The following is a 19,212-nucleotide window of genomic DNA, read 5'->3' as shown; positions in this document are numbered from 1 at the left end:
CCAAAACCCAGTATATGAATGATTATCTTTTACAAACAATAAAGGGCCCGGCAAGGGCCAGGTTTATCGTCAATGATGAATTCGAAGGGATTGAACAGGTCTGCAACCGTGAGGCTATTGCCAAAAAATATATCAGGGGCGAAGGGATAGAAATAGGTGCATTACATAAGCCTTTGGCCATTGATACCCGGATGGCGAAAGTGCGGTATTTAGATTATAAAACGATGGAAGAAAACCGGAAAAGATACCCGGAATTGGCAAAAGAAGACATTGTTGAAACAGCTATTATAGACGACGGATTTATACTGAGTTCGCTGCTGCCGGATTCGGTTGACTTTGTGATCGCCAATCACGCGCTTGAACATTCTCCTGATCCCTATGGCACACTCGAAATATGGCTCAGCCGGTTAAAGATAGGGGGAGTTATTTATGTTACAGTTCCTATTGCCGAAAAGTGCTATGATAAAGGAAGACCGCTCACTTCAATGGCACATCTGGCAAATGATCATTATGCTTTTATGAACCTGGATAAAGATGCTATTCTTGAGACAACAGCATCTCATCTCAAAGAGTTTATCGCAATCAGTGGTGCCAATATCCGGACGATGAATAATATTGAACCTGCAGCGCCGGGATTGGATGATAAACTTCATGTTAAGCTCATGCAAAAACTGGTAGTGGCGTTTAATGCTGCTGATACTTATAGTGATATCATTAGCGCACATATTAACTGCATAAACCGGGTCTACGATATTCACTATCACACTTTTTCACCGACCAGCTACGAAAATTTCCTGACGCAATTCTGCGCAGTTAATCTTGCGACCCTGGAAACTGTGATTAAGAATGGCAATGGAGTATGTATAGCCATTATAAGAAAATAAAAAGAATGACTGATCTGAGTTTTTTTATACATGTCTATTATCCTGGTTCATGGAAATTGATAACGGGTAAATGTGGACACCTTTTTAAGGAAGCAACACAAATTATTGTCAGCGCCTGCCACGATGAAGTGATTGAAGAAATCAGGTCATTGACCCCGGAGGTTATTATACTGAAAGTGACAAATAAGGGCAAGGATATAGGAGGGAAGTTAGCTTCGCTATCTTATTACTATAATTTTTGTGAACCAACAACCTATTTTGCTTTCCTCCATGATAAAATCAGTCCACAAACTTTAAATGCCGGTTATTGGTTCGACCAGTTATACGATATATTCAGCATTGAGAAATTTTCAAAAATTGTCTCTTTGTTTGAATCAACAAAAAATATTGGAATTGCAGGTTCAAAGGCCTTTTTGAAAAATGAATATTCAAAGTCAAAAAAAAGGTTTGATACAACAAATGATGAGATTTTGCACGAGCTGTTAGTTGCATATGACCTCAGTCCTGCCACTTACGATTATATCGGTGGTACCATTTTCGTGGCAAGAACCGATGCAATGAACGAATTCTTCAAAAAGTATCGTCCGCTGCAACTTCGTCAGAAACTGGAAGATGGAAATGTGCTGGACCTGGAACATGGCACCTATACCCATTCGTGGGAGCGTCTACTTTGTTTTATTCCACAGGCAGCAGGTTATAAACTTGCAGGTATTTAATAAACTTAATGAATCCCACCAACGATATTATCGCCGTTTACAGAAGGCCGTTTAAAACGGTGATGACCGTTTTACCGGGGGAAATTAATTATTTGCCTCCAGGCGTTATACCATGCCTCCGGCTATCATCCGGAACGGCTGATTCGTTTCGCAATGAATTCGGCCGCATAAATGCATTGACTAAGAATTTCATTATTTGTTGGGATGAAGACTATTTTGATGAAGCTTTGTCTGAACTTCTGGTACATTCATTATTTTCTACCAACTACCAATTTATCAATAACAGGCCGGTGGTAATAATTGGTACCGATATATCGGCGCCAGCTGCAGATTTACTCCAGGAACGGCTGGCAGCTGAAATAACTTTACAAGGCTTTCATGAATTACTTTTATGGCGTAATGATAACACAACAAAAGGCACTGAGCGATTTTCACAGCCGGTTTTTATCAATTCTGTAACCCGGATCGGGGACGATTGGCTGAAAACCAATCTGTTCAGAGATCTAGGTTCTTTGACCAACCATTTTATATTTGATTTTGACATTAAGGCTGAAGCTGTCGAAAAACAACAATTACTTGACAATGCCTGTAAATCTTTTCTTTCAAGTCAGCCCGTAATTGCTAATAGTTTGAATGACTATCTTTCACTGAAGAACAGGGTAGCTCAACTCAGTTCAGATCACCAACAAATAAGTGAACGTTTTTTGGGTGCAGAAAAAACGATTGGGGTTATAAGGTCCAAATATAAAGATGACTATGAGAATCTTTTTAAATGGTATCATAACGAGTATGAGATCCTGCCTCTATGGTATAAAAGATTTGGGCATATCCTTAAGGTCATTTTGGGCAGGCGGTCGTTCAGGTCACTATTTTCTGATGATGTAAAAAAATATAAGAATTGAAATACTGGATACTTACTACTGAATACCCGCCTCTTTTTGGCGGCGGTATCAGTACCTACTGTTTTGAGGCATCCAGGATGCATACCAACTTTGGTGATGAGGTTACTGTATTCATCCCAGACGATAAGGTAGCTGACTATGAATCGAGGACATCTTCAGGTGTCAGGGTTATATCATTTAATTCAAACAGATCCAAACTTGCTAATCATTTGGGCTATGTTCCCAGGCTAAGCTTTGAATTTGCAGCAATCCTTAAACAGATTATCGACATTGAAGGCAAACCCGATTATATTGAAGCACAGGAATATCTTGCTATTGCTTATTACACTTTGCAATTCAAGCTCCTGAAGTATCCATCGTTTGAGGGAATACCTGTGATTCTTGTATTGCATTCTCCGGCGTTTTTATACCTGTATTATAACAGGGAAGGAGTTTATGAGTTTCCCAATTACTGGACCGGTGAACTGGAGATCAGTTGTATAAGGGCAGCAGATCTTATTATAGCCCCCTCGCAATACATAGTAGATGAAATTAAAAAGCATATATCGCTGGATGGGTTAAATGTTAGTGTAATACGAAACCCGTATCAGTTTGAATCCGATAATGCAGTTCAGACATCAAAAGCTGAGTCTCCTGATTTGCCGAAACCCAGTGTTATCAGAAGAGGAAGGATTGTATTCTACGGGAAGTTATCGCCGCAAAAAGGAGTGTTTGAAATGTTTGAATACTTCAAACATTTGTGGGATGCGGGAGAGAGCTATATACTCCATGTTGTTGGGGGAACTGAAAAAGTGTATTATCCTGAAATGAAAACAATGGGGCAATTAATTGAAGACCGTTATGCCTCTTATATTCGTAAAGGCCTGGTAAAGTTCACTGGTAAAGTGTCGCCCGCAGTAAAGGATCTTGTACTGTCCGATGCACATGTGGTTCTGATCCCTAGTCTCAATGATAACCTGCCATATGCAGCAATTGAAGCCATGGGCCTCGGTAAAGTTATCCTTGCCTCTGTACAGGGCGGCCAGGCTGAGTTGATCGCAGACAATGTGAATGGATTTTTATTTGATCATGAGCACCAGGAGACTTTTGCTGAAAAGCTTAAACTGATACTTTCACTTGAAGATAAAAGATTGAATGAAATCGGAATGGAAGCCGCAAGATCTATAAGGGAACAGCTGGCTTATAAACGCATTTACCAGTTGAAATCAGCGTTGCTTTTCGGGCTCGACAAAAATCGAATCAGGCATCAGTTTCCATTTACCAGGCCTTTGGCAATCCCTGATAAATCCTTGCCGGTGAAGACGGCGGGTGGCCTTTTGTCTGTTGTGATCCCTTATTATAACATGGGTGATTTTATTGACGCCTGCATCGCATCTGTCCTTGAAGGCTCTTACACCAACACCGAAATTATCATTGTTGATGACGGAAGTACAGACTATGAAAGTAAAACTGCTTTGGATAAATGGCGCAAACATTCACGTGTTATTGTTGAAACAAAATCAAATGCTGGTCTGGCGCATACGCGTAACTACGGAGCTTCAAAAGCAAAAGGAGAGTATCTTGCCTTTCTTGATGCTGATGATACCGTTGCACCTGAATATTATAGCAAGGCATTGAAAGTGCTGAGTGAATATGAAAACATTAGTTTTGTTGGGTGCTGGGTGCAGTTTTTTGGAACAAAATCGGATATCTGGCCCACCTGGAACCCGGAACCACCTTATATCCTGCTACACAATACGATGAACAGCAGTGCACTTGTCTATAAAAGGGCTGCTTTCCTGGAGGCAGGGACTAATGATAAAAAAGTAGATTATGGCCTGGAAGATTATGGTAGCATTATCAGCCTGTTAAATGCAGGCTACAGGGGAGTTGTGTTGCCAGAGACATTGTTCAACTATCGCATCCGCCCTGATTCAATGTACCGTTCTCTTACACGTTATAAAGCAATGTACTCTCATCAGTATCTTGCCACAACCTATCCCGGCCTTTACCGGCAATATGCAACTGATATATTCAGCCTTATGAACGCAAATGGCCCGTCCTTTGCTTATGATAATCCCTCATTTGGGATCCGTGTCACAAGCACTGTTATAGGTAACAGTGGCATGATTAATAATCTTAAAATGTTTGTTAAAAGAAACCCGGCCTTGAAGAAAGTCCTGTTGCAGGCTAAGGCAATGATGAAATTATAGCAATAAACCCAATATGTTTACAAAACTGATATCAGACTGGAGCCCAAAATCTAACAAGCTGGAACGCCTTTGGCTACTCGCTAAGATTGAATTTAAAATGCGTTATTACGAAAACAGGCTTGGGCTGCTCTGGGCGCTGTTGAAGCCTGTACTTGATATCTGCATTTATTATATCGCCTTCAAAGTAATATTGAATCAGAATATTCCGGCCTTTGCATCTTACCTGTTTACCGGTTTGATCTGCTGGAATTTTTTCCTTGAATCCACTTCCGGAACAGTCCAGATCCTTCAAACAAAAAAGTATCTCTACGAATACAGTAATATGAATAAGATGGAAATTTATATTTCCACGCTGATGAGCAATTCCATTGGCTTCTTTTTCAATTTTGTGATGTTCGTTATTTTTTATAACCTGGTAGAAAAAGACTCCGGCGGATTGTCCTGGAATAATTTATGGATCATTGTTTTATTTATGAACCTGTTTGTTTTGTCGCTTGCATTTTCATTGATCCTTTCAACTATTTATACAGTTGCGAAAGACATAACCCAGATCTGGCAGGTGTTTACAGCCTTTTTATTTTTCCTTTCACCAATATTTTATAAACTCAGTACTTTCAAAGAAGCGCTGCCTTTCTTTGATTATTTGAATCCGATCGCAGGTATTATCATTAATGTGCGACGCGTAATGATGGAAGGCAAGGGTCCTGACCCAGCCCTGCTCGGATTTGATCTCGTATACAGTTTCGCCTTTTTAATTCTTGGCGTTTTTTTATTAAACAAATTGGGAGCTAAAGCAGCTGAAAAGTTATGATGGAACAACATTCATTAGCCATTAAGGCAAGGAACATAAGCAAAACTTTCACAATCGCTGAGGATAGTCATAACACGGTTAAGCACCGGTTATTTAATCTCTTTAATCCGCCACGTTCGAAAAAAGTAGAGGCTATCAAAACAATGGATTTCGATGTGCAGAAAGGAGAGTGTATCGGTCTCATTGGCAGAAATGGCAGCGGTAAATCATCCCTCATTCGTTTGCTTGCAGGTGTATACCCGGTCGATACGGGTACCATTGAAATTTATGGTTCAACCCTACTCATGAACCTGGGTATTGGTATGAGCCACCAGTTGACAGCAAGGGAGAACGTTTATATATCCGGGTCCATCCTTGGCTTAAGAATTAAAGAGATCGACGAAATCTTTGATAAGATTATCGACTTTGCCGAATTGCGTGATTTTGTAGATACTAAGATAAAATACTTTTCATCCGGTATGGTCGCCAGGCTTGGCTTTTCCATTGCAGTTAACGGCGGCGCCGATATCATGTTTCTTGATGAGATTTTTGCCGTGGGTGATATGAAGTTTCAGCAAAAGGCGGTTGCCGTTTTTGAATCAAGCTGGATCAATGGGAAAACAGTCATACTAGTCAGTCACACGCTGGATGTGGTTCAGAAATATTGCCCGAAAACAGCATATATGAAACAAGGCCGGCTAGTATTTTTTGGAGATACGACTCAGGCTATTGAGCACTATATGAACGATAATAAGTGAATATAGTTATGAGTGATGAGTGATGAGTTATGAGTGATGAGTATGAGTGAGTGGTGAGTGGTGAGTGGTGAGTTTGTTGTGAGGGGAAACATTCTGGAATAGTAACTTATCAAATTAGATTTCAGACTTGTTGTTTCCAAATTGATATTACAGTTTTATTGTTTCAGACTTGTTTTTGCAGATTTACTATTCAGACTGAACGGACATGGGGTTTTTAGTTTTTAGATATTCACGGTCTTTGGTGCTAATGATGAAGGCTATAAAAAAGCTAAAGATGATACAACCCATGCTGCGGTCCGGATAGGTCTCTGTGATAAATGATAAAATAAAATCTATAATCACCAATAAGCCGATCAGATCCCTGGACCTGACACAGGATTTTAATGGTAATATTATAAACCCTGTGAGGAAAACAATTAACCCAACTACTCCCATGCTGGCCAGGATATCAAGATAGGTGTTATGCATGTTTTTATTAGTTCTGATTCCAAACTTGAATTCCTTTTCTTTAAAAACATCGAGTAATGCCTGGTCCTTGTCCCCGATAGAAACCCCCATAACAGGGTGGCGTTTCACAACTTCAAAACCGCAGTTCCAGATTGCCAGTCTTATGTTAAGCCCGTTCCATTGCTCAGGCGTAAGTTGCATATTATAATGGCTCTCAACGGCGTCACTTTTGAAATCATAGGTCGGGTACACTAATTCATTAAAACGATTTAAGGTTTTCGGAAATAACTGAACGAATGCTATCCCGCAACAAACCAGCGCCCCGATCATGATAAAACCTGCCTTTCGATTTTTCTTTTTGATGAAGAAATAATAGAGGGCAAAAACGATTGCTGAAGTATATAGAAAAACTATCTCCATCCTGCTTGCAAGCATAAAATGAATTAACATCAGGAATGCGATGCAAAAAATAGCGAGCTTTTTGAAACCTGGTGCGAGGTAATTATTTATAGCCAGATAAGCATAACTAAAGATTGCGACGTTCACCATCAATGCGAAATAAACCGACTGCTTGCCAATCGCATCAGAAAGACTATCATTATAAATAAAGCCGGAATCCCCGGTCCGATTAAATATAATCATTGCAGAAACCAGGCAAACGAGGGCGGCCAGCGTAGTTATTAAAGCATAGACAAAATAGATCCGAACTTTCAACGCATGCCTGATATAAATCAGGCCAAGGGAAATCGGGAAAAGCAACAAGGGTATTCTGACCTGGAGGTATAACCAGGCCCTGTCCTTGTCCCGTGATAAATACAAACTTAAAATCTGCAGAATATAAAACAAGACTATAAATAACAATGCCGGTCTTTGCCTGAGCAGTCTTAATTTTTCAATACCGGTGTTAAAGAATCCGCAGAAGATCACCAGGGATACAATAGCAATATTATTGATCAGGGGAGATCCGGGCAAATAAAACGTGAAAAAGAAAATACCCGTCAGAACAATGAGAGCTGTCTCTTTACCACGACTTGCGATGCCGGCGTTTGGATTGAAAATTTTAGTGGTCATATGATCTGGAATGTACCCGATGCAATAACCATGCAATAACTACAAAGGTTCGCGTGGCGAGCCCTGGAAAGACATTGCTATTAACAGTTTGTTAGGTTTCCATAAATTCCCAGGCACTTATATGGCTGTCAATACTTGCCGCATAATCAATAAGACCCCCATAAAAAGCTGACTGTCCAAGGGTGCTGCTATCGCCCACTATAACCAGTTTTTTTCTCGCCCTTGTCATGGCTACATTCATTCTCCGGATATCACTGAGAAATCCGATTATGTTTTCTGTGTTACTCCTGGTCATACTGATATAAACGATATCTCTTTCCTGTCCCTGGAAACTGTCGATCGTGTTTACAGATATATTGTTTAGGTGTTCAACCAGGATCGGGATCTGGAGAGCCTGCTCTTTTAATATTTCAATTTGTTGTTTATAAGGTGATATCACACCGATAGTGGGAAAGGAATTCCCAGGATAAATATCATTGAGCCTTGTAACAAAGTTTGCAAGATGCCTTAACATAAAATTCGCTTCCTCGGGATTCGTTACGCTTGTACCGGCAGATTTTTCATCGAAACCACATCCGGCCGTGTCGATAAATTGAAAAGGCTGATCTTCGTCAAACAGCAGATGACCTGCTACCGTAATATCTGCCTTAAGTTTATCTTCGTAAAATACTTTTGATGGATAGGACATTATCATTTCATGCATCCGGTATTGAACTTCCAGTAAAGTGACTGCGGCAGGATGCAATGCCACATTTTTTTCCAGCAAAGTTTGTCTCAGGCCACGTTTTGCCGCCTCTTCAGATTTGATGGTGGGAGAGAGTTGATAGTGGTCGCCTGCAAGTACAACTTTCTTAGCCTTGAGTATAGGTATCCAGCAAGCGGGTTCCATAGCCTGTCCGGCTTCATCGATTACAACCGTATTATATCTGAGATGTTTAACGGTATAGTGATTGGTACCGACCAAAGTTGCCGTGATAATTTGTGCCCGGGATACCAGGTCTTCAACAATATATTGTTCGGTTCTTTCAACCGTTTTCATTATGTTCCGGGCTTCATCAAACAGCGCCTTTCGTTGATCCCGTTCTGCTTTGCCAAAATTTCTTTTGTACTTGTGTGCCATGTTGCGAAACTCATTTGCCTGTTTTTTGAGTTTTTTCATTTCCTTCATGCTGCTGTGTGCCTGCATTTTGCTGTCAAGCGTCAATGAAGAAAGACGTTCAGACACACGTGTCGGATTACCTACACGCAACACATTCAGTCCTTCTTCTGCAAGTTTTTCACTTAGCAGATCCACCGCAGTGTTACTCGGCGCTGTAACAAGTATTTGTTCATGATTTAACTGGTACATGGCCTTAATAGCTTGCACGAGCGTTGTGGTTTTACCTGTACCAGGGGGTCCATGAACGATTGCAATTTCGTTCGCATCAATTATCTTCTTAACGGCATTTTGTTGGGATGAATTCAGGGCTGGATAACTGAAGGCAGTTTTGCTCTCTGAAAATGTTGGTTCTTTTTCCCCGGTGAGGATGCGGATCAGGGCGGCATCTTCATTTTTCTCAAATCTTGAAGCTCCCTGCCGGATCGCCTGTTGCATTTCTTCATAGCTGTTATTGTCAAACAACAGGTCTATGCCAAGTTTACCATCTCTTGACCAATCTGGTAACTCATCGGTTCGCAATGAAATTTTCAGGCGGTTACCTCCCTGGTATGTGATCACACCTTCTATATTATATTCAGCCCGGTTGTGGTTGGAAAACAATACAGCTGCAGAGCCGAATCTTAGTTGATGAGGTAATTCCTGGTGAGTTGTGCGCTCAACTTCAACGGTGAGATAATCACCACGGCCGATTTCGGTATCCCTGATTGCTATGGGGAACCAGGCAACACCATTTGCACGTTTTTCGGCTATTGACAACGTTTGAGACTGCCTGCTAAATTGTTGCTGGTCTTCATTTCGCTCAATCTTCAATAACTCTTCCAGCTTTTTAAAGTAATCCATGGCGCAAAAATAACGTTCCGGTCAATGGATGCCAACTCTTACATGACCAGCTACTGCTATACAAAAACATTTCCAATTGCCTGAATTTTAATTATATTGAAGCCGTTAAGGCCCTAATATGGAATCAGTAAATATTAAGAAACTTGCTCAACTTCTCAGCTTGTCCATTTCAACTGTCTCAAAAGCGCTGCGGGACAGCCACGATATTGGAAAAGATACCAAGGAGAAGGTGTTGCAACTGGCCAATGAACTGAATTATCAGCCAAATCCGCATGCCAGCAGTTTAAGAAAACACAAAAGTAAAACGATCGCCGTTATTATACCTGAAATAGCCAATAACTTTTTTGCTCTTGCTATCAATGGAATTGAGTTTGTTGCCCGTGAAAAGGGATATCATGTGCTGATCTATCTTACGCATGAAGATTTTGCAAACGAAATTGCATTCACCCGTCATCTAAACAGTGGAAGGGTGGATGGAGTGTTGATTTCCGTGGCTCATAATGATAAGGATTTTCTCCATCTGCATGATCTGAAGAAAAAAGGTCTGCCCATAATTTTTTTTGATAGGGTATGTGAAGATTTCGATACGGTAAAAGTTACTACCGATGATTATGAAAGTGGACAGCTTGCTACCAGGCACCTGATCGAACAGGGATGTAAGAGGATCGCTCACCTGGCGATTTCAAAGAATCTTTCTATCGGGAACAAAAGATTGCGTGGTTATCTAAAGGCCCTTGGCGATTACAATATCCCTGTTGATGATTCCCTTATCATAGAATGTACAAATGAACATCTCAATGATTTCAATCTGATAAAGGCACTTTTTAATGAGCAACACCCGGATGGTATTTTTGCTTCAGTTGAAAAGTACGCGATAACTACCTACGAAGTTTGCCGTGAACTTAAGCTAAACATACCCAATGATGTGAAAGTTATTGGCTTTTCAAATCTTGAGACAGTTGACTTTCTGAATCCCTCACTATCGACCATCACACAACCCGCCTATGAAATGGGACGCGAAGCAGCAACCATGTTATTTAAGGCGCTGGATAAAAAGATGTTCCAGTTAAAAGACGAAAACATAGTTCTTCATTCCACCCTAATTCAGCGGGAATCCACAAGATAAGTTATAAGTGATGAGCTATGAGTGATGAGTGAGTGATGAGATCGAGTTATTAATGAACTTGTGATCAAATAGCTTGTTTACTTCATTCATAATTCCTAACTCACTCATAACTCATAACTCATAATTCTATAAGGCCCATTTCTTATATCGCTGCAGTGCTTCAATGAAATAATAATCAGCGTAGGTCAAAGGCACATCAATTTCTGAATTGCCGGGTAGATGGCCAACGCTGTGTTCAAGGATAAAACCGCCGTTGGTACCGGGCTTGGCACGGTATGCAGGAGTGGATAACACCTGCAGTATATCGGCGGCCGATGAAACATAGTTCTTGCTTTCCTTGCCGCTGGTGTAACGTGAAAGTTCAAGTAAAGCCGAAGCCATAATAGATGCCGCAGATACATCACGTTTTGCATTTGGAATATCGGGAGCATTGAAGTCCCAATAGGGAACTTTATCCGCAGGAAGATTTGGGTGATTCAACAAAAATTTAGCAATGTTTCTGGCCAGTTTGAGATAAGCAGGATCTTTGGTAAAACGGTACATGACTATATATCCATAAAATCCCCAGACCTGGCCCCTTGCCCAGGCCGATTCTTCAGAGTAACCCTGATGTGTTAATTTTTTGTACACTTCTCCTTTCTCAAGATCATAGTCGATAACATGCCAGGAACTATAATCGGGACGGAACTGGTTTTTCATAGTTGTGTTAGAGTGGTTAACAGCTATCTCATGAAATTTTTTGTCGCCGCCATTCTGAGTAACCCACTCAAGTAACTCCAGGTTCATCATATTATCAATGATAACGGGACATTTAAATTTCTCGCTGCTGTTCCAGCTTTGAATTGCCTTGATTGATGGGCGGTACCTCGTGGCAAGTGATGAAGCGGCTGTAAAGATTACATCTTTATACGCTGGTTCCTTAGTAATGGCATAAGCGGTACCAAAACTGCAATACATCATAAAGCCCAGGTCATGGTTGCCTGTATAGTTTTTTGTAGGTTCCAGCAAGGCCAGTCTTTTAAGCGCCTCGGTGCGAATTGCCAGATCCTTTGTTTCATCATAGATCATCCATAATGTGCCGGGATAGAATCCGCTGCACCACCATTTTGTATTGCTTGTAATCAACTGCTGTTTTGCAGCATTATATGACCTTGGCATTACAGTATCAGGCGTGTTTTTCATCAGCAGCTTGTACTGTTGAGCTGCAAATTGCATGTTTTCATCTATAAGCTGCTTCATTACTTTTTTCGAAGCCTGTGCCATAACGACTACACCTACAAACAGCGCGAATACACTTACAATTAATCTTTTCATTATTCTTTTTATTTCGGATTAGCTACGTATTTGAGTTATGAGTTATGAGTTGTGAGTGGTGAGTGGTAAGTTGAGTTATGAGTGTATGAATTATGGGTGACCCTTTTAATCATTCATCATTCATAACTCAACTTACCACTCACCACTCACCACTTCTTCAGGTCGACATTCGTCTGATTAATTCGACCGGCATGATAATCGGACTCGGATCTATAGCGATTCCGCCCGTACCGTTTTTCAGTATTTTTAATAATTCCTGCACGATGATCTTACCAATCTGGGTAGGGAACTGATCAATGGTAGTAATAGAAGGAGATACAATGGCAGACCGCGGATCGTTTGAATATCCTACTATCTTCAGCTCTTTCGGAACCTGGATGCCAATCTCTTTGGCAAAGCCCAGTGCAGCCAGGGCTGTTACATCATTGGCCGCAAAAATCGCTTCAGGATATGGCTTTTTTGCAAACAACATATGCATAGCCTTACGCGCATTGTCTGCGTTTAGTTCCTGGTAAAAAACCATATCCTTGTCTACAGGTATTTCATGCTGAGCCATGGCTTTTTTAAACCCTGTGTACCTGTCGATATATATACTGCAAACCAATGGACCGGATATATAGGCAATTCTTTTGCATCCCAGTTCAATCAGATGCGAAGTGCCGAGATATGCTCCCCTGAAATCATCACCTTTAATGATACAGCCAGGATAAGGTTTCACCGGTACCCTATCATAAAATATTACAGGGATATCGTTTTTCATCAATATATCGAAATGGCTGAAATCGGAAGTATAAAGCGTACAGGCTACAATTACTGCATCGACCCGGCTTGCATACAGCGTTTCAGTCAGTTCCTTTTCCATTTCCACAGAATCATTAGACTGGCAGATTATCAGATTATACCCATGGCTATGAAGACCATTCTGGATAGTAGTAATAATTTCTGCATGCACAAACATGGAGATTCTTGGAACAATCAGGCCAATTGTATGCGTTTTATTGGTTCGGAGACCGGATGCCATTACATTTCGGCGATAGCCGATCTGCTCTACCATGGCCATCACCTTTGTTCGCGTAGCTTCATGTACATGGGGATGTTTGTTCAGAACACGCGATATAGTTGCAGGCGATAACTGCAGTGCTTCTGCTATATCCTGGATGCCGTTTTTCTTGTCGAGCTTTTTTTTCATTTGCACGTTGTTGACCCGTTGATTTCAGGAATTGTTGCTGAAATCGTTTTCAATTAAAGCATTTTTGTTATATGGGAGCAAGAGGCGAGATCATAACAACACGACGGGACAAGTCTGCAGGCAGCTTGAGTAGGCATAAGCAATTCGTTTTTAGGTTTTAAATACAACGAGTTCAAACTTGGTAAAAAAAGCTGGAAACGTTTTCAGAAATTGTCGATTTATTTACTGAAACGTTTTCGTAGAAAATTATGTCCCAAATAAACCTGCTTTAAATGAATTATGGGTCTTAATACCTAATTTACTTTTTTTAAGTGGTGCTAATCACTGCTCTGCCTTTGGTTAAGGCTCTTTTTTAATTGTCAGATTGCGATCCTGCAACAGGAAGAAATATTTGCTATATGAAACTACGCTGCACTTTACCTGTGTTAGTTCTTGCTTTTTTTTGCCATTTGGGTGTAGTTATAGGTCAAACCGATTATATAGGTGCCGATTTCAAACTACCTCAACATCCAAGGATACTGCTTGCCAAAGATGAGGAAAGTCAAATCAGGAAAACAATCGAGAGTGACAAGACCTGGCAAACCCTGCAGGGAGCAATTATTAATGAGTGCAGGAGACTGATAAATGAACCACCCGTTGAACGTATCCAGATAGGCAGGAGACTCCTCGACAAATCCCGCGAAGCGCTGAGGAGAATATTCATGCTTTCTTACGGTTATCGGATGACCAAAGATCCCGCGATCCTCAAAAGAGCGGAGCAGGAACTGCTTGCTATTTCCGGTTTCAGTGATTGGAATCCCTCACATTTTCTTGATGTGGCTGAAATGACTATGGCCGCAGCTATCGGCTACGACTGGCTATATTCAGATTTGTCAGATCAATCCAAAACAATCATAAAAGAAGCTATTATAAAAAAGGGGATTGAACCGTCACTCGATTCAAAGAATAATTCATTCCTGAGGGCCGAACACAACTGGAACCAGGTTTGTAACGCCGGTATGACTTATGGAGCGATGGCGATTTATGAAGATAATCCTGAACTGGCCCGTAAAATAATTAACAGGGCGCTCGAAACAATCGTTATATCCATGGCTGATTACGGCCCGGATGGTGCTTACCCTGAAGGCTATGGCTATTGGGGATACGGTACCAGTTTTAACGTGATGTTCGTCAGCGCGATTGAAAAACTGTTTGGTAAAGACTTCGGTCTGACAGCTAAACCTGGCTTTTTGAAAACAGCTGGTTTCCTTGAAAACATGACAGGACCTTCCGGTAAACCGTTTAATTTTTCTGACGCAGGAAACGAAGGCGGCTTTCAACCGGCTATGTTTTGGTTTGCGTCTAAACTAAAAGACCCGTCGCTATTATGGGTGGAACGAAGCCGCCTGCAATCAACACCAGCAGCTCAACTTGTACGCGATCGTTTGTTGCCTGGAGCCTTGTTATGGAGCAGCGGTGTAGCCATCAACAATATAAAACCACCAAAAGAAACAATGTGGGTGGGTAAGGGTAAAAATCCTGTTGCGCTAATGCGTACATCCTGGACGGATTCGAATGCAATTTATGTGGGACTCAAGGGTGGATCAGTAAGTGTTAACCATGCCCATATGGATATCGGTTCCTTTGTGATGGAAGCAACCGGGGTCAGATGGGCAATGGATTTTGGTATGCAGAATTATGAATCTCTGGAATCAAAGGGCATCCAGTTATTTGGAAGAACACAGGATGCACAGCGATGGACGGTGTTCCGTTATACTAACCTTGTTCACAATACGCTTGCTATCGACAGTCAGCACCAGCTTGTAAAAGGTTATGCACCCATTGTCAGTTCAGGAACCTCGTCAGAAAATATGAATGCGGTCACGGATATATCAGCAGTATATGAAGGAATGGTTGCGAAATCACTGAGAGGCGTGGCCATTGTTGACAAATCTTATGTTGTAGTGAGAGACGAAATAAAAACAAATGACAGATCAACTAAAGTGCGTTGGACCATGCTCACACCTGCAGATGTGAAGATGATATCCGCAAATTCAGCCGAACTCACGAAGGATGGCAAAAAATTGATTCTGCAGGTTAATACGACGGGTAAGGTAACCATGAAAACCTGGTCCACAGATCCTCCCAATAGCTATGATGCTCCTAACCCCGGAACCATCCTCGTTGGATTTGAAGTTATACTTCCTCCAAACAGCGAAAATGTCCTGGAAGTTACGCTGGCACCGCAAAAGGCAAACAGAACGCCAATAAAGAAATCAGCTGCGCTTGTGTCGTGGAAGTAAGAAGGAAGGATAAGAAGGAAGGATAAGAAGGAAGGATAAGATGGAAGGATAAGATGGAAGAATAGGATGGAAGAATAGGATGGAAGAATAAGAAGGAAGAATAAGATGACAAGATTTATATTAATAAGATCATTTTTTGCTTTACTGGCGATTTTTTTCTTCCGGCAGACTATTGCTCAACTTCCGACAGCGGAAGGTTATAAAGGCATTTGGTTCACTCTTGGCCAGTTTTTCCGGTATGGAGATAAGTATTCGGGTGGACTAGGAACCTATACTTCAAGTCATATCCCCATCGCCATTTATTCGCCGGAAGTAAATAAAACCTTTTTTGTGTATGGTGGTACCACAAAAGCAGATGAAAAACATCTGCTGATCATGGTATCATATTTTGATCATTCAAAAAAGCAGGTGCCCCAACCCGTTATAGTGTATGATAAGATGGGAGTTGATGATCCACATGATAACGCTTCTATTTCCATAGATGAAAAGGGTTTTATCTGGATTTTCGTAAGCGGTCGTAATACCAGCAGACTGGGTTTGTTATTTAAAAGCCGTAAGCCATTTGAGATTGGGGATTTTGAAAAGATTCGTGAGGCTGATATGACTTACCCGCAACCATGGTGGGTTAAGGGCAAGGGCTTTTTTTACCTTTTCACAAAATATACCAATGGAAGGGAACTGTATTGGTCAACAAGTAATGATGGTATATCATGGTCTGAGGATCATAAGCTAGCAGGCATGGGAGGACATTACCAGGTTTCTAACAAATGGCACGATAAAATTGTCACGGCGTTTAACTATCATCCGGGCGGTAATGTAGATAAAAGGACCAATGTCTATTTGCTTCAGACCAGCGATATGGGAAAAACCTGGACTTCGGTCTCCGGTATTGAAATGATGCCACCCCTGACAAACAAAATAAATGAGGCGCTCGTAAAAGACTATGAAAAAGAAGGTAAGCTGGTTTATCTAAATGATATAAACTTTGATGAAAAAGGTAACCCGATAGTCCTGGCAGTGATTAGTAATAATTTTCAACCGGGTCCACCGGGAAATCTTCGCCAATGGGTGGTAATACAGCGGAAGGAAAACAAGTGGGAGATAAACACAGTTTGCCGGTCTTCCCACAATTATGATATGGGGTCTTTATATATCGACGGCAATTCATGGCAAGTCATCGGGCCAACCGAAAAAGGCCCGCAACCAAATGGCACAGGTGGAGAGATGGCAGTTTGGGAGAGCAGGGATAAAGGCTACACCTGGAGAAAGAAACGTATACTAACGTCAAACAGCACACGAAATCATTCTTATGCCCGCCGTCCATCAGTGATGCACCCCGATTTCCAGGCAATCTGGGCAGATGGGAATGCTGATACTATGTCTGTGTCAAAGTTATTTTTTGCTGACTCAAGAGGTTCTGTTTATGAACTGCCTTATGATATGAAATCGCCCTTTCAAAGGCCGGCAATGGTGACCGGAAGAATCAAATAAACTGTATTATATGAGAAAACAACTGCTGCTGATTTCGGTGATTTTTATAAGCGGCTTTTCAATCGCATTCGGGCAGGGCAAAAACCTGCTTAGTGGCAAATACAGCGGCACTGCCTTGAAAAACGTGCTGATTCCATATGCAGACTGGAAGCCATTTCCAAAGATCACCGATAGGGAAGGGTGGTCAAAAGCTGATCAGAAAATGCTGCAGGGATTTCTCGGGCAGGCTGATTCACTTAAAGATTATCAATGGCCATATATCCCGGCTACAAAATCCCTGTTGATTGAGCGGACAGGTGACAGGAATGAATATCAGTCTGTCAGTTTCGAGAAAAGAAATGTGCTCGGTACCCTGCTGATGGCAGAGATCTATGAAAACAAAGGCAGGTTTACAGATGCAATCATCAATGGTGTCTGGTCAATTTGTGAAGAATCCTGGTGGGGTGTCCCTGCCCATCTTCCCCGTGGAAAAGAGTATTCAGGGTTGATGGATGTAACGGTACCTTTTGTGGATTTGTTTGCAGCTGAAACAGGTACTTTCCTGGCATGGGTAGATTATTATATGGGTGATAAACTGGATGCTGTATCGCCACAGATCCGAAAACGAATATACGTCGAAACAAACAAGCGGCTTTTTGAACCACTGATGAATAAACCGCATGGATGGATGACTACCAATGCCAATGGCCGGCCACCAAACAACTGGAATCCCTGGATCTGTTCCAATTGGCTGAACACGGCTTTGCTTGTGGAAAAAGATGAAAATAAACGTACCGCAATGGTTGAAAAAGTATTGAAGGTGCTTGATGAATTTGTAAATCCTTATCCACAAGATGGCGGTTGTGACGAAGGACCAGGCTATTGGGGTGCAGCAGCGGCTTCTCTTTATGATAATATCTCAATGTTGAACCTGGCAAGCAACAATGCATTCAAATATATTTATGATGATGAGAAGATAAAAAACATGGCAAGGTTCATTTACCGGGCCCAGATAGGCGAAGATTATTTCCTGAATTTTGCTGACGCAGATCCGCAGCCCACGATGGCAGCGAGTATGATTTACCGCTTTGGTAAAGACATCAATGATCGTGATATGATGAATTTTGGTGCCTTCTACCGGAAAGATGAAGACAATAAACTAGGAAGGTTTCACTATTTCAGGAACTTCTATTCTTTATTCCTGCAGGATGAATTTCAAAAGGCTGAGCAGCGGCTGCCCCTTCCTGCAGATGTTTGGTTACCCGATATCCAGGTTATGCTGGCAAGAGACAAAGAGGGTAGCGTAGATGGATTTTTTGTTGCTGCAAAAGGCGGGCATAATGACGAGAGCCATAATCACAATGATATCGGGAACTATGTTGTTTATTATAACGGGTTACCGTTGTTGATTGATGTTGGCCGGGGAACTTATACGAGGAAGACATTCAGCGATAAACGTTACGATATCTGGTACAACTGTTCAGACTATCATAATGTTCCAACCATCAATGGTTTCACCCAACCTCCCGGATCTAAGTTCAGGGCTGGAAACGTGAAGTATACCAGTGAAAAAAATGCACCCGCGATAAGTATGGAAATTGCGGCGTCTTACCCCGCAGAAGCAGGTGTCAAATCATGGCAACGTTCGGTACAACTCAACAGGAATAGAAATGTTACTGTATATGATAATCTTATTCTTAACAAAGCCGAAAAACTTAAGCAACACCTGATGACCTGTTATCCGGCAGAGGTCACTAAAGGCGGAGAAGTTATTATTCATTTCAAAGACAAGGATGGCAAGCTGAAGGACTTCAAGGTTGTTTATGATGCGAAAAAAATGAATGCAGCGGTAGAAAAAATTCCATTGACTGCAATGGAAGATAAAGGCATCATTGAAAAATGGGGGGATAATATTTATCGTATCAACTTCGAAGTAATAGCACCAAAAACAAAAGACGCGATTAAATTTGTTATAGCGGAAAAAGGTTAAAGACAAGTGGTGAGTGGTAAGTGGTGAGTGGTGAGTTTGAGTGAATCAGTGATGAATGAATAAACTTTCGTCACACCACCCA

At 41.4% G+C, this 19,212-nt stretch carries 14 protein-coding genes; 10 read left to right on the top strand and 4 right to left on the bottom strand.

Annotated elements, in window-relative coordinates; all coding sequences use genetic code 11:
* The first annotated feature begins 14 nt into the window (after positions 1-14).
* The 6 genes from VK664_RS23720 to VK664_RS23695 are packed head-to-tail and all read left to right on the top strand — an operon-like array spanning position 15 to position 6,242.
* Complete coding sequence (locus tag VK664_RS23720; protein ID WP_461401201.1) at positions 15-884, top strand: hypothetical protein; 870 nt, start codon at positions 15-17, stop codon at positions 882-884.
* A gap of 5 nt (positions 885-889) precedes the next feature.
* Positions 890-1,600: a rhamnan synthesis F family protein gene (locus VK664_RS23715; protein ID WP_461401200.1), complete on the top strand. Its 711-nt coding sequence runs from the start codon at positions 890-892 to the stop codon at positions 1,598-1,600.
* Positions 1,601-1,608: 8 nt separating this feature from the next.
* Positions 1,609-2,502, top strand: a complete 894-nt coding sequence (locus tag VK664_RS23710; RefSeq protein ID WP_461401199.1) for a hypothetical protein — start codon at positions 1,609-1,611, stop codon at positions 2,500-2,502.
* Positions 2,499-4,694, top strand: a complete 2,196-nt coding sequence (locus VK664_RS23705; RefSeq protein WP_461401198.1) for a glycosyltransferase — start codon at positions 2,499-2,501, stop codon at positions 4,692-4,694. Before VK664_RS23710 ends, VK664_RS23705 begins: the two co-directional genes overlap by 4 nt.
* 13 nt (positions 4,695-4,707) lie before the next feature.
* Entirely contained in the window at positions 4,708-5,505 is a 798-nt protein-coding gene (locus VK664_RS23700) for an ABC transporter permease (RefSeq protein WP_461401197.1), read from the top strand.
* Complete coding sequence (locus VK664_RS23695; RefSeq protein ID WP_461401196.1) at positions 5,502-6,242, top strand: ABC transporter ATP-binding protein; 741 nt, start codon at positions 5,502-5,504, stop codon at positions 6,240-6,242. The genes VK664_RS23700 and VK664_RS23695 overlap by 4 nt, the downstream gene beginning before the upstream one ends.
* 186 nt (positions 6,243-6,428) lie before the next feature.
* Here VK664_RS23695 and VK664_RS23690 read toward each other — a convergent pair whose 3' ends face one another.
* The gene (locus tag VK664_RS23690) at positions 6,429-7,760 is read right to left on the bottom strand and encodes an O-antigen ligase family protein (RefSeq protein ID WP_461401195.1); all 1,332 of its coding nucleotides are present in this window, start codon (positions 7,758-7,760) and stop codon (positions 6,429-6,431) included.
* Positions 7,761-7,851: 91 nt separating this feature from the next.
* The gene (locus tag VK664_RS23685; protein ID WP_461401194.1) at positions 7,852-9,759 is read right to left on the bottom strand and encodes an AAA domain-containing protein; all 1,908 of its coding nucleotides are present in this window, start codon (positions 9,757-9,759) and stop codon (positions 7,852-7,854) included.
* Positions 9,760-9,877: 118 nt separating this feature from the next.
* On the opposite strand from VK664_RS23685, the gene VK664_RS23680 reads away from it, so the two are divergent.
* On the top strand, positions 9,878-10,885 hold the full coding sequence (locus tag VK664_RS23680) for a LacI family DNA-binding transcriptional regulator (protein ID WP_461401193.1): 1,008 nt from the start codon (positions 9,878-9,880) through the stop codon (positions 10,883-10,885).
* A 126-nt stretch (positions 10,886-11,011) separates the two neighbouring features.
* Here VK664_RS23680 and VK664_RS23675 read toward each other — a convergent pair whose 3' ends face one another.
* On the bottom strand, positions 11,012-12,199 hold the full coding sequence (locus tag VK664_RS23675) for a glucuronyl hydrolase (protein ID WP_461401192.1): 1,188 nt from the start codon (positions 12,197-12,199) through the stop codon (positions 11,012-11,014).
* 157 nt (positions 12,200-12,356) lie between these two features.
* On the bottom strand, positions 12,357-13,388 hold the full coding sequence (locus tag VK664_RS23670; protein WP_461401191.1) for a LacI family DNA-binding transcriptional regulator: 1,032 nt from the start codon (positions 13,386-13,388) through the stop codon (positions 12,357-12,359).
* 398 nt (positions 13,389-13,786) lie between these two features.
* Between VK664_RS23670 and VK664_RS23665 the strand changes: the two genes are divergently transcribed.
* The 3 genes from VK664_RS23665 (at position 13,787) to VK664_RS23655 (ending at position 19,130) form a co-directional block, all read left to right on the top strand.
* On the top strand, positions 13,787-15,670 hold the full coding sequence (locus VK664_RS23665; protein WP_461401190.1) for a heparinase II/III domain-containing protein: 1,884 nt from the start codon (positions 13,787-13,789) through the stop codon (positions 15,668-15,670).
* Between the two features lie 105 nt (positions 15,671-15,775).
* Positions 15,776-17,161, top strand: coding sequence for a BNR-4 repeat-containing protein (locus tag VK664_RS23660; RefSeq protein WP_461401189.1), 1,386 nt, complete (start codon positions 15,776-15,778; stop codon positions 17,159-17,161).
* Positions 17,162-17,171: 10 nt separating this feature from the next.
* Positions 17,172-19,130 (top strand): heparinase II/III domain-containing protein, encoded by a 1,959-nt coding sequence (locus VK664_RS23655; RefSeq protein WP_461401188.1) that lies wholly within the window; start codon positions 17,172-17,174, stop codon positions 19,128-19,130.
* Positions 19,131-19,212: the final 82 nt, after the last annotated feature.

This window comes from Flavitalea sp. (assembly GCF_035489435.1).
In the GTDB taxonomy this organism is placed as follows: Bacteria; Bacteroidota; Bacteroidia; order Chitinophagales; family Chitinophagaceae; genus DATHKG01.
This window is presented reverse-complemented; position numbering and strand designations above follow the sequence as displayed.

Excerpts from the sequence above, each read along its gene's own strand:
- VK664_RS23720 (WP_461401201.1), top strand. The coding sequence starts at position 15 with ATGAATGATTATCTTTTACAAACAATAAAGGGCCCGGCAAGGGCCAGG.
- VK664_RS23715 (WP_461401200.1), top strand. The coding sequence starts at position 890 with ATGACTGATCTGAGTTTTTTTATACATGTCTATTATCCTGGTTCATGG.
- VK664_RS23710 (WP_461401199.1), top strand. The coding sequence starts at position 1,609 with ATGAATCCCACCAACGATATTATCGCCGTTTACAGAAGGCCGTTTAAA.
- VK664_RS23700 (WP_461401197.1), top strand. The coding sequence starts at position 4,708 with ATGTTTACAAAACTGATATCAGACTGGAGCCCAAAATCTAACAAGCTG.
- VK664_RS23695 (WP_461401196.1), top strand. The coding sequence starts at position 5,502 with ATGATGGAACAACATTCATTAGCCATTAAGGCAAGGAACATAAGCAAA.
- VK664_RS23690 (WP_461401195.1), bottom strand. The coding sequence starts at position 7,760 with ATGACCACTAAAATTTTCAATCCAAACGCCGGCATCGCAAGTCGTGGT.
- VK664_RS23685 (WP_461401194.1), bottom strand. The coding sequence starts at position 9,759 with ATGGATTACTTTAAAAAGCTGGAAGAGTTATTGAAGATTGAGCGAAAT.
- VK664_RS23680 (WP_461401193.1), top strand. The coding sequence starts at position 9,878 with ATGGAATCAGTAAATATTAAGAAACTTGCTCAACTTCTCAGCTTGTCC.
- VK664_RS23675 (WP_461401192.1), bottom strand. The coding sequence starts at position 12,199 with ATGAAAAGATTAATTGTAAGTGTATTCGCGCTGTTTGTAGGTGTAGTC.
- VK664_RS23670 (WP_461401191.1), bottom strand. The coding sequence starts at position 13,388 with ATGAAAAAAAAGCTCGACAAGAAAAACGGCATCCAGGATATAGCAGAA.
- VK664_RS23665 (WP_461401190.1), top strand. The coding sequence starts at position 13,787 with ATGAAACTACGCTGCACTTTACCTGTGTTAGTTCTTGCTTTTTTTTGC.
- VK664_RS23660 (WP_461401189.1), top strand. The coding sequence starts at position 15,776 with ATGACAAGATTTATATTAATAAGATCATTTTTTGCTTTACTGGCGATT.
- VK664_RS23655 (WP_461401188.1), top strand. The coding sequence starts at position 17,172 with ATGAGAAAACAACTGCTGCTGATTTCGGTGATTTTTATAAGCGGCTTT.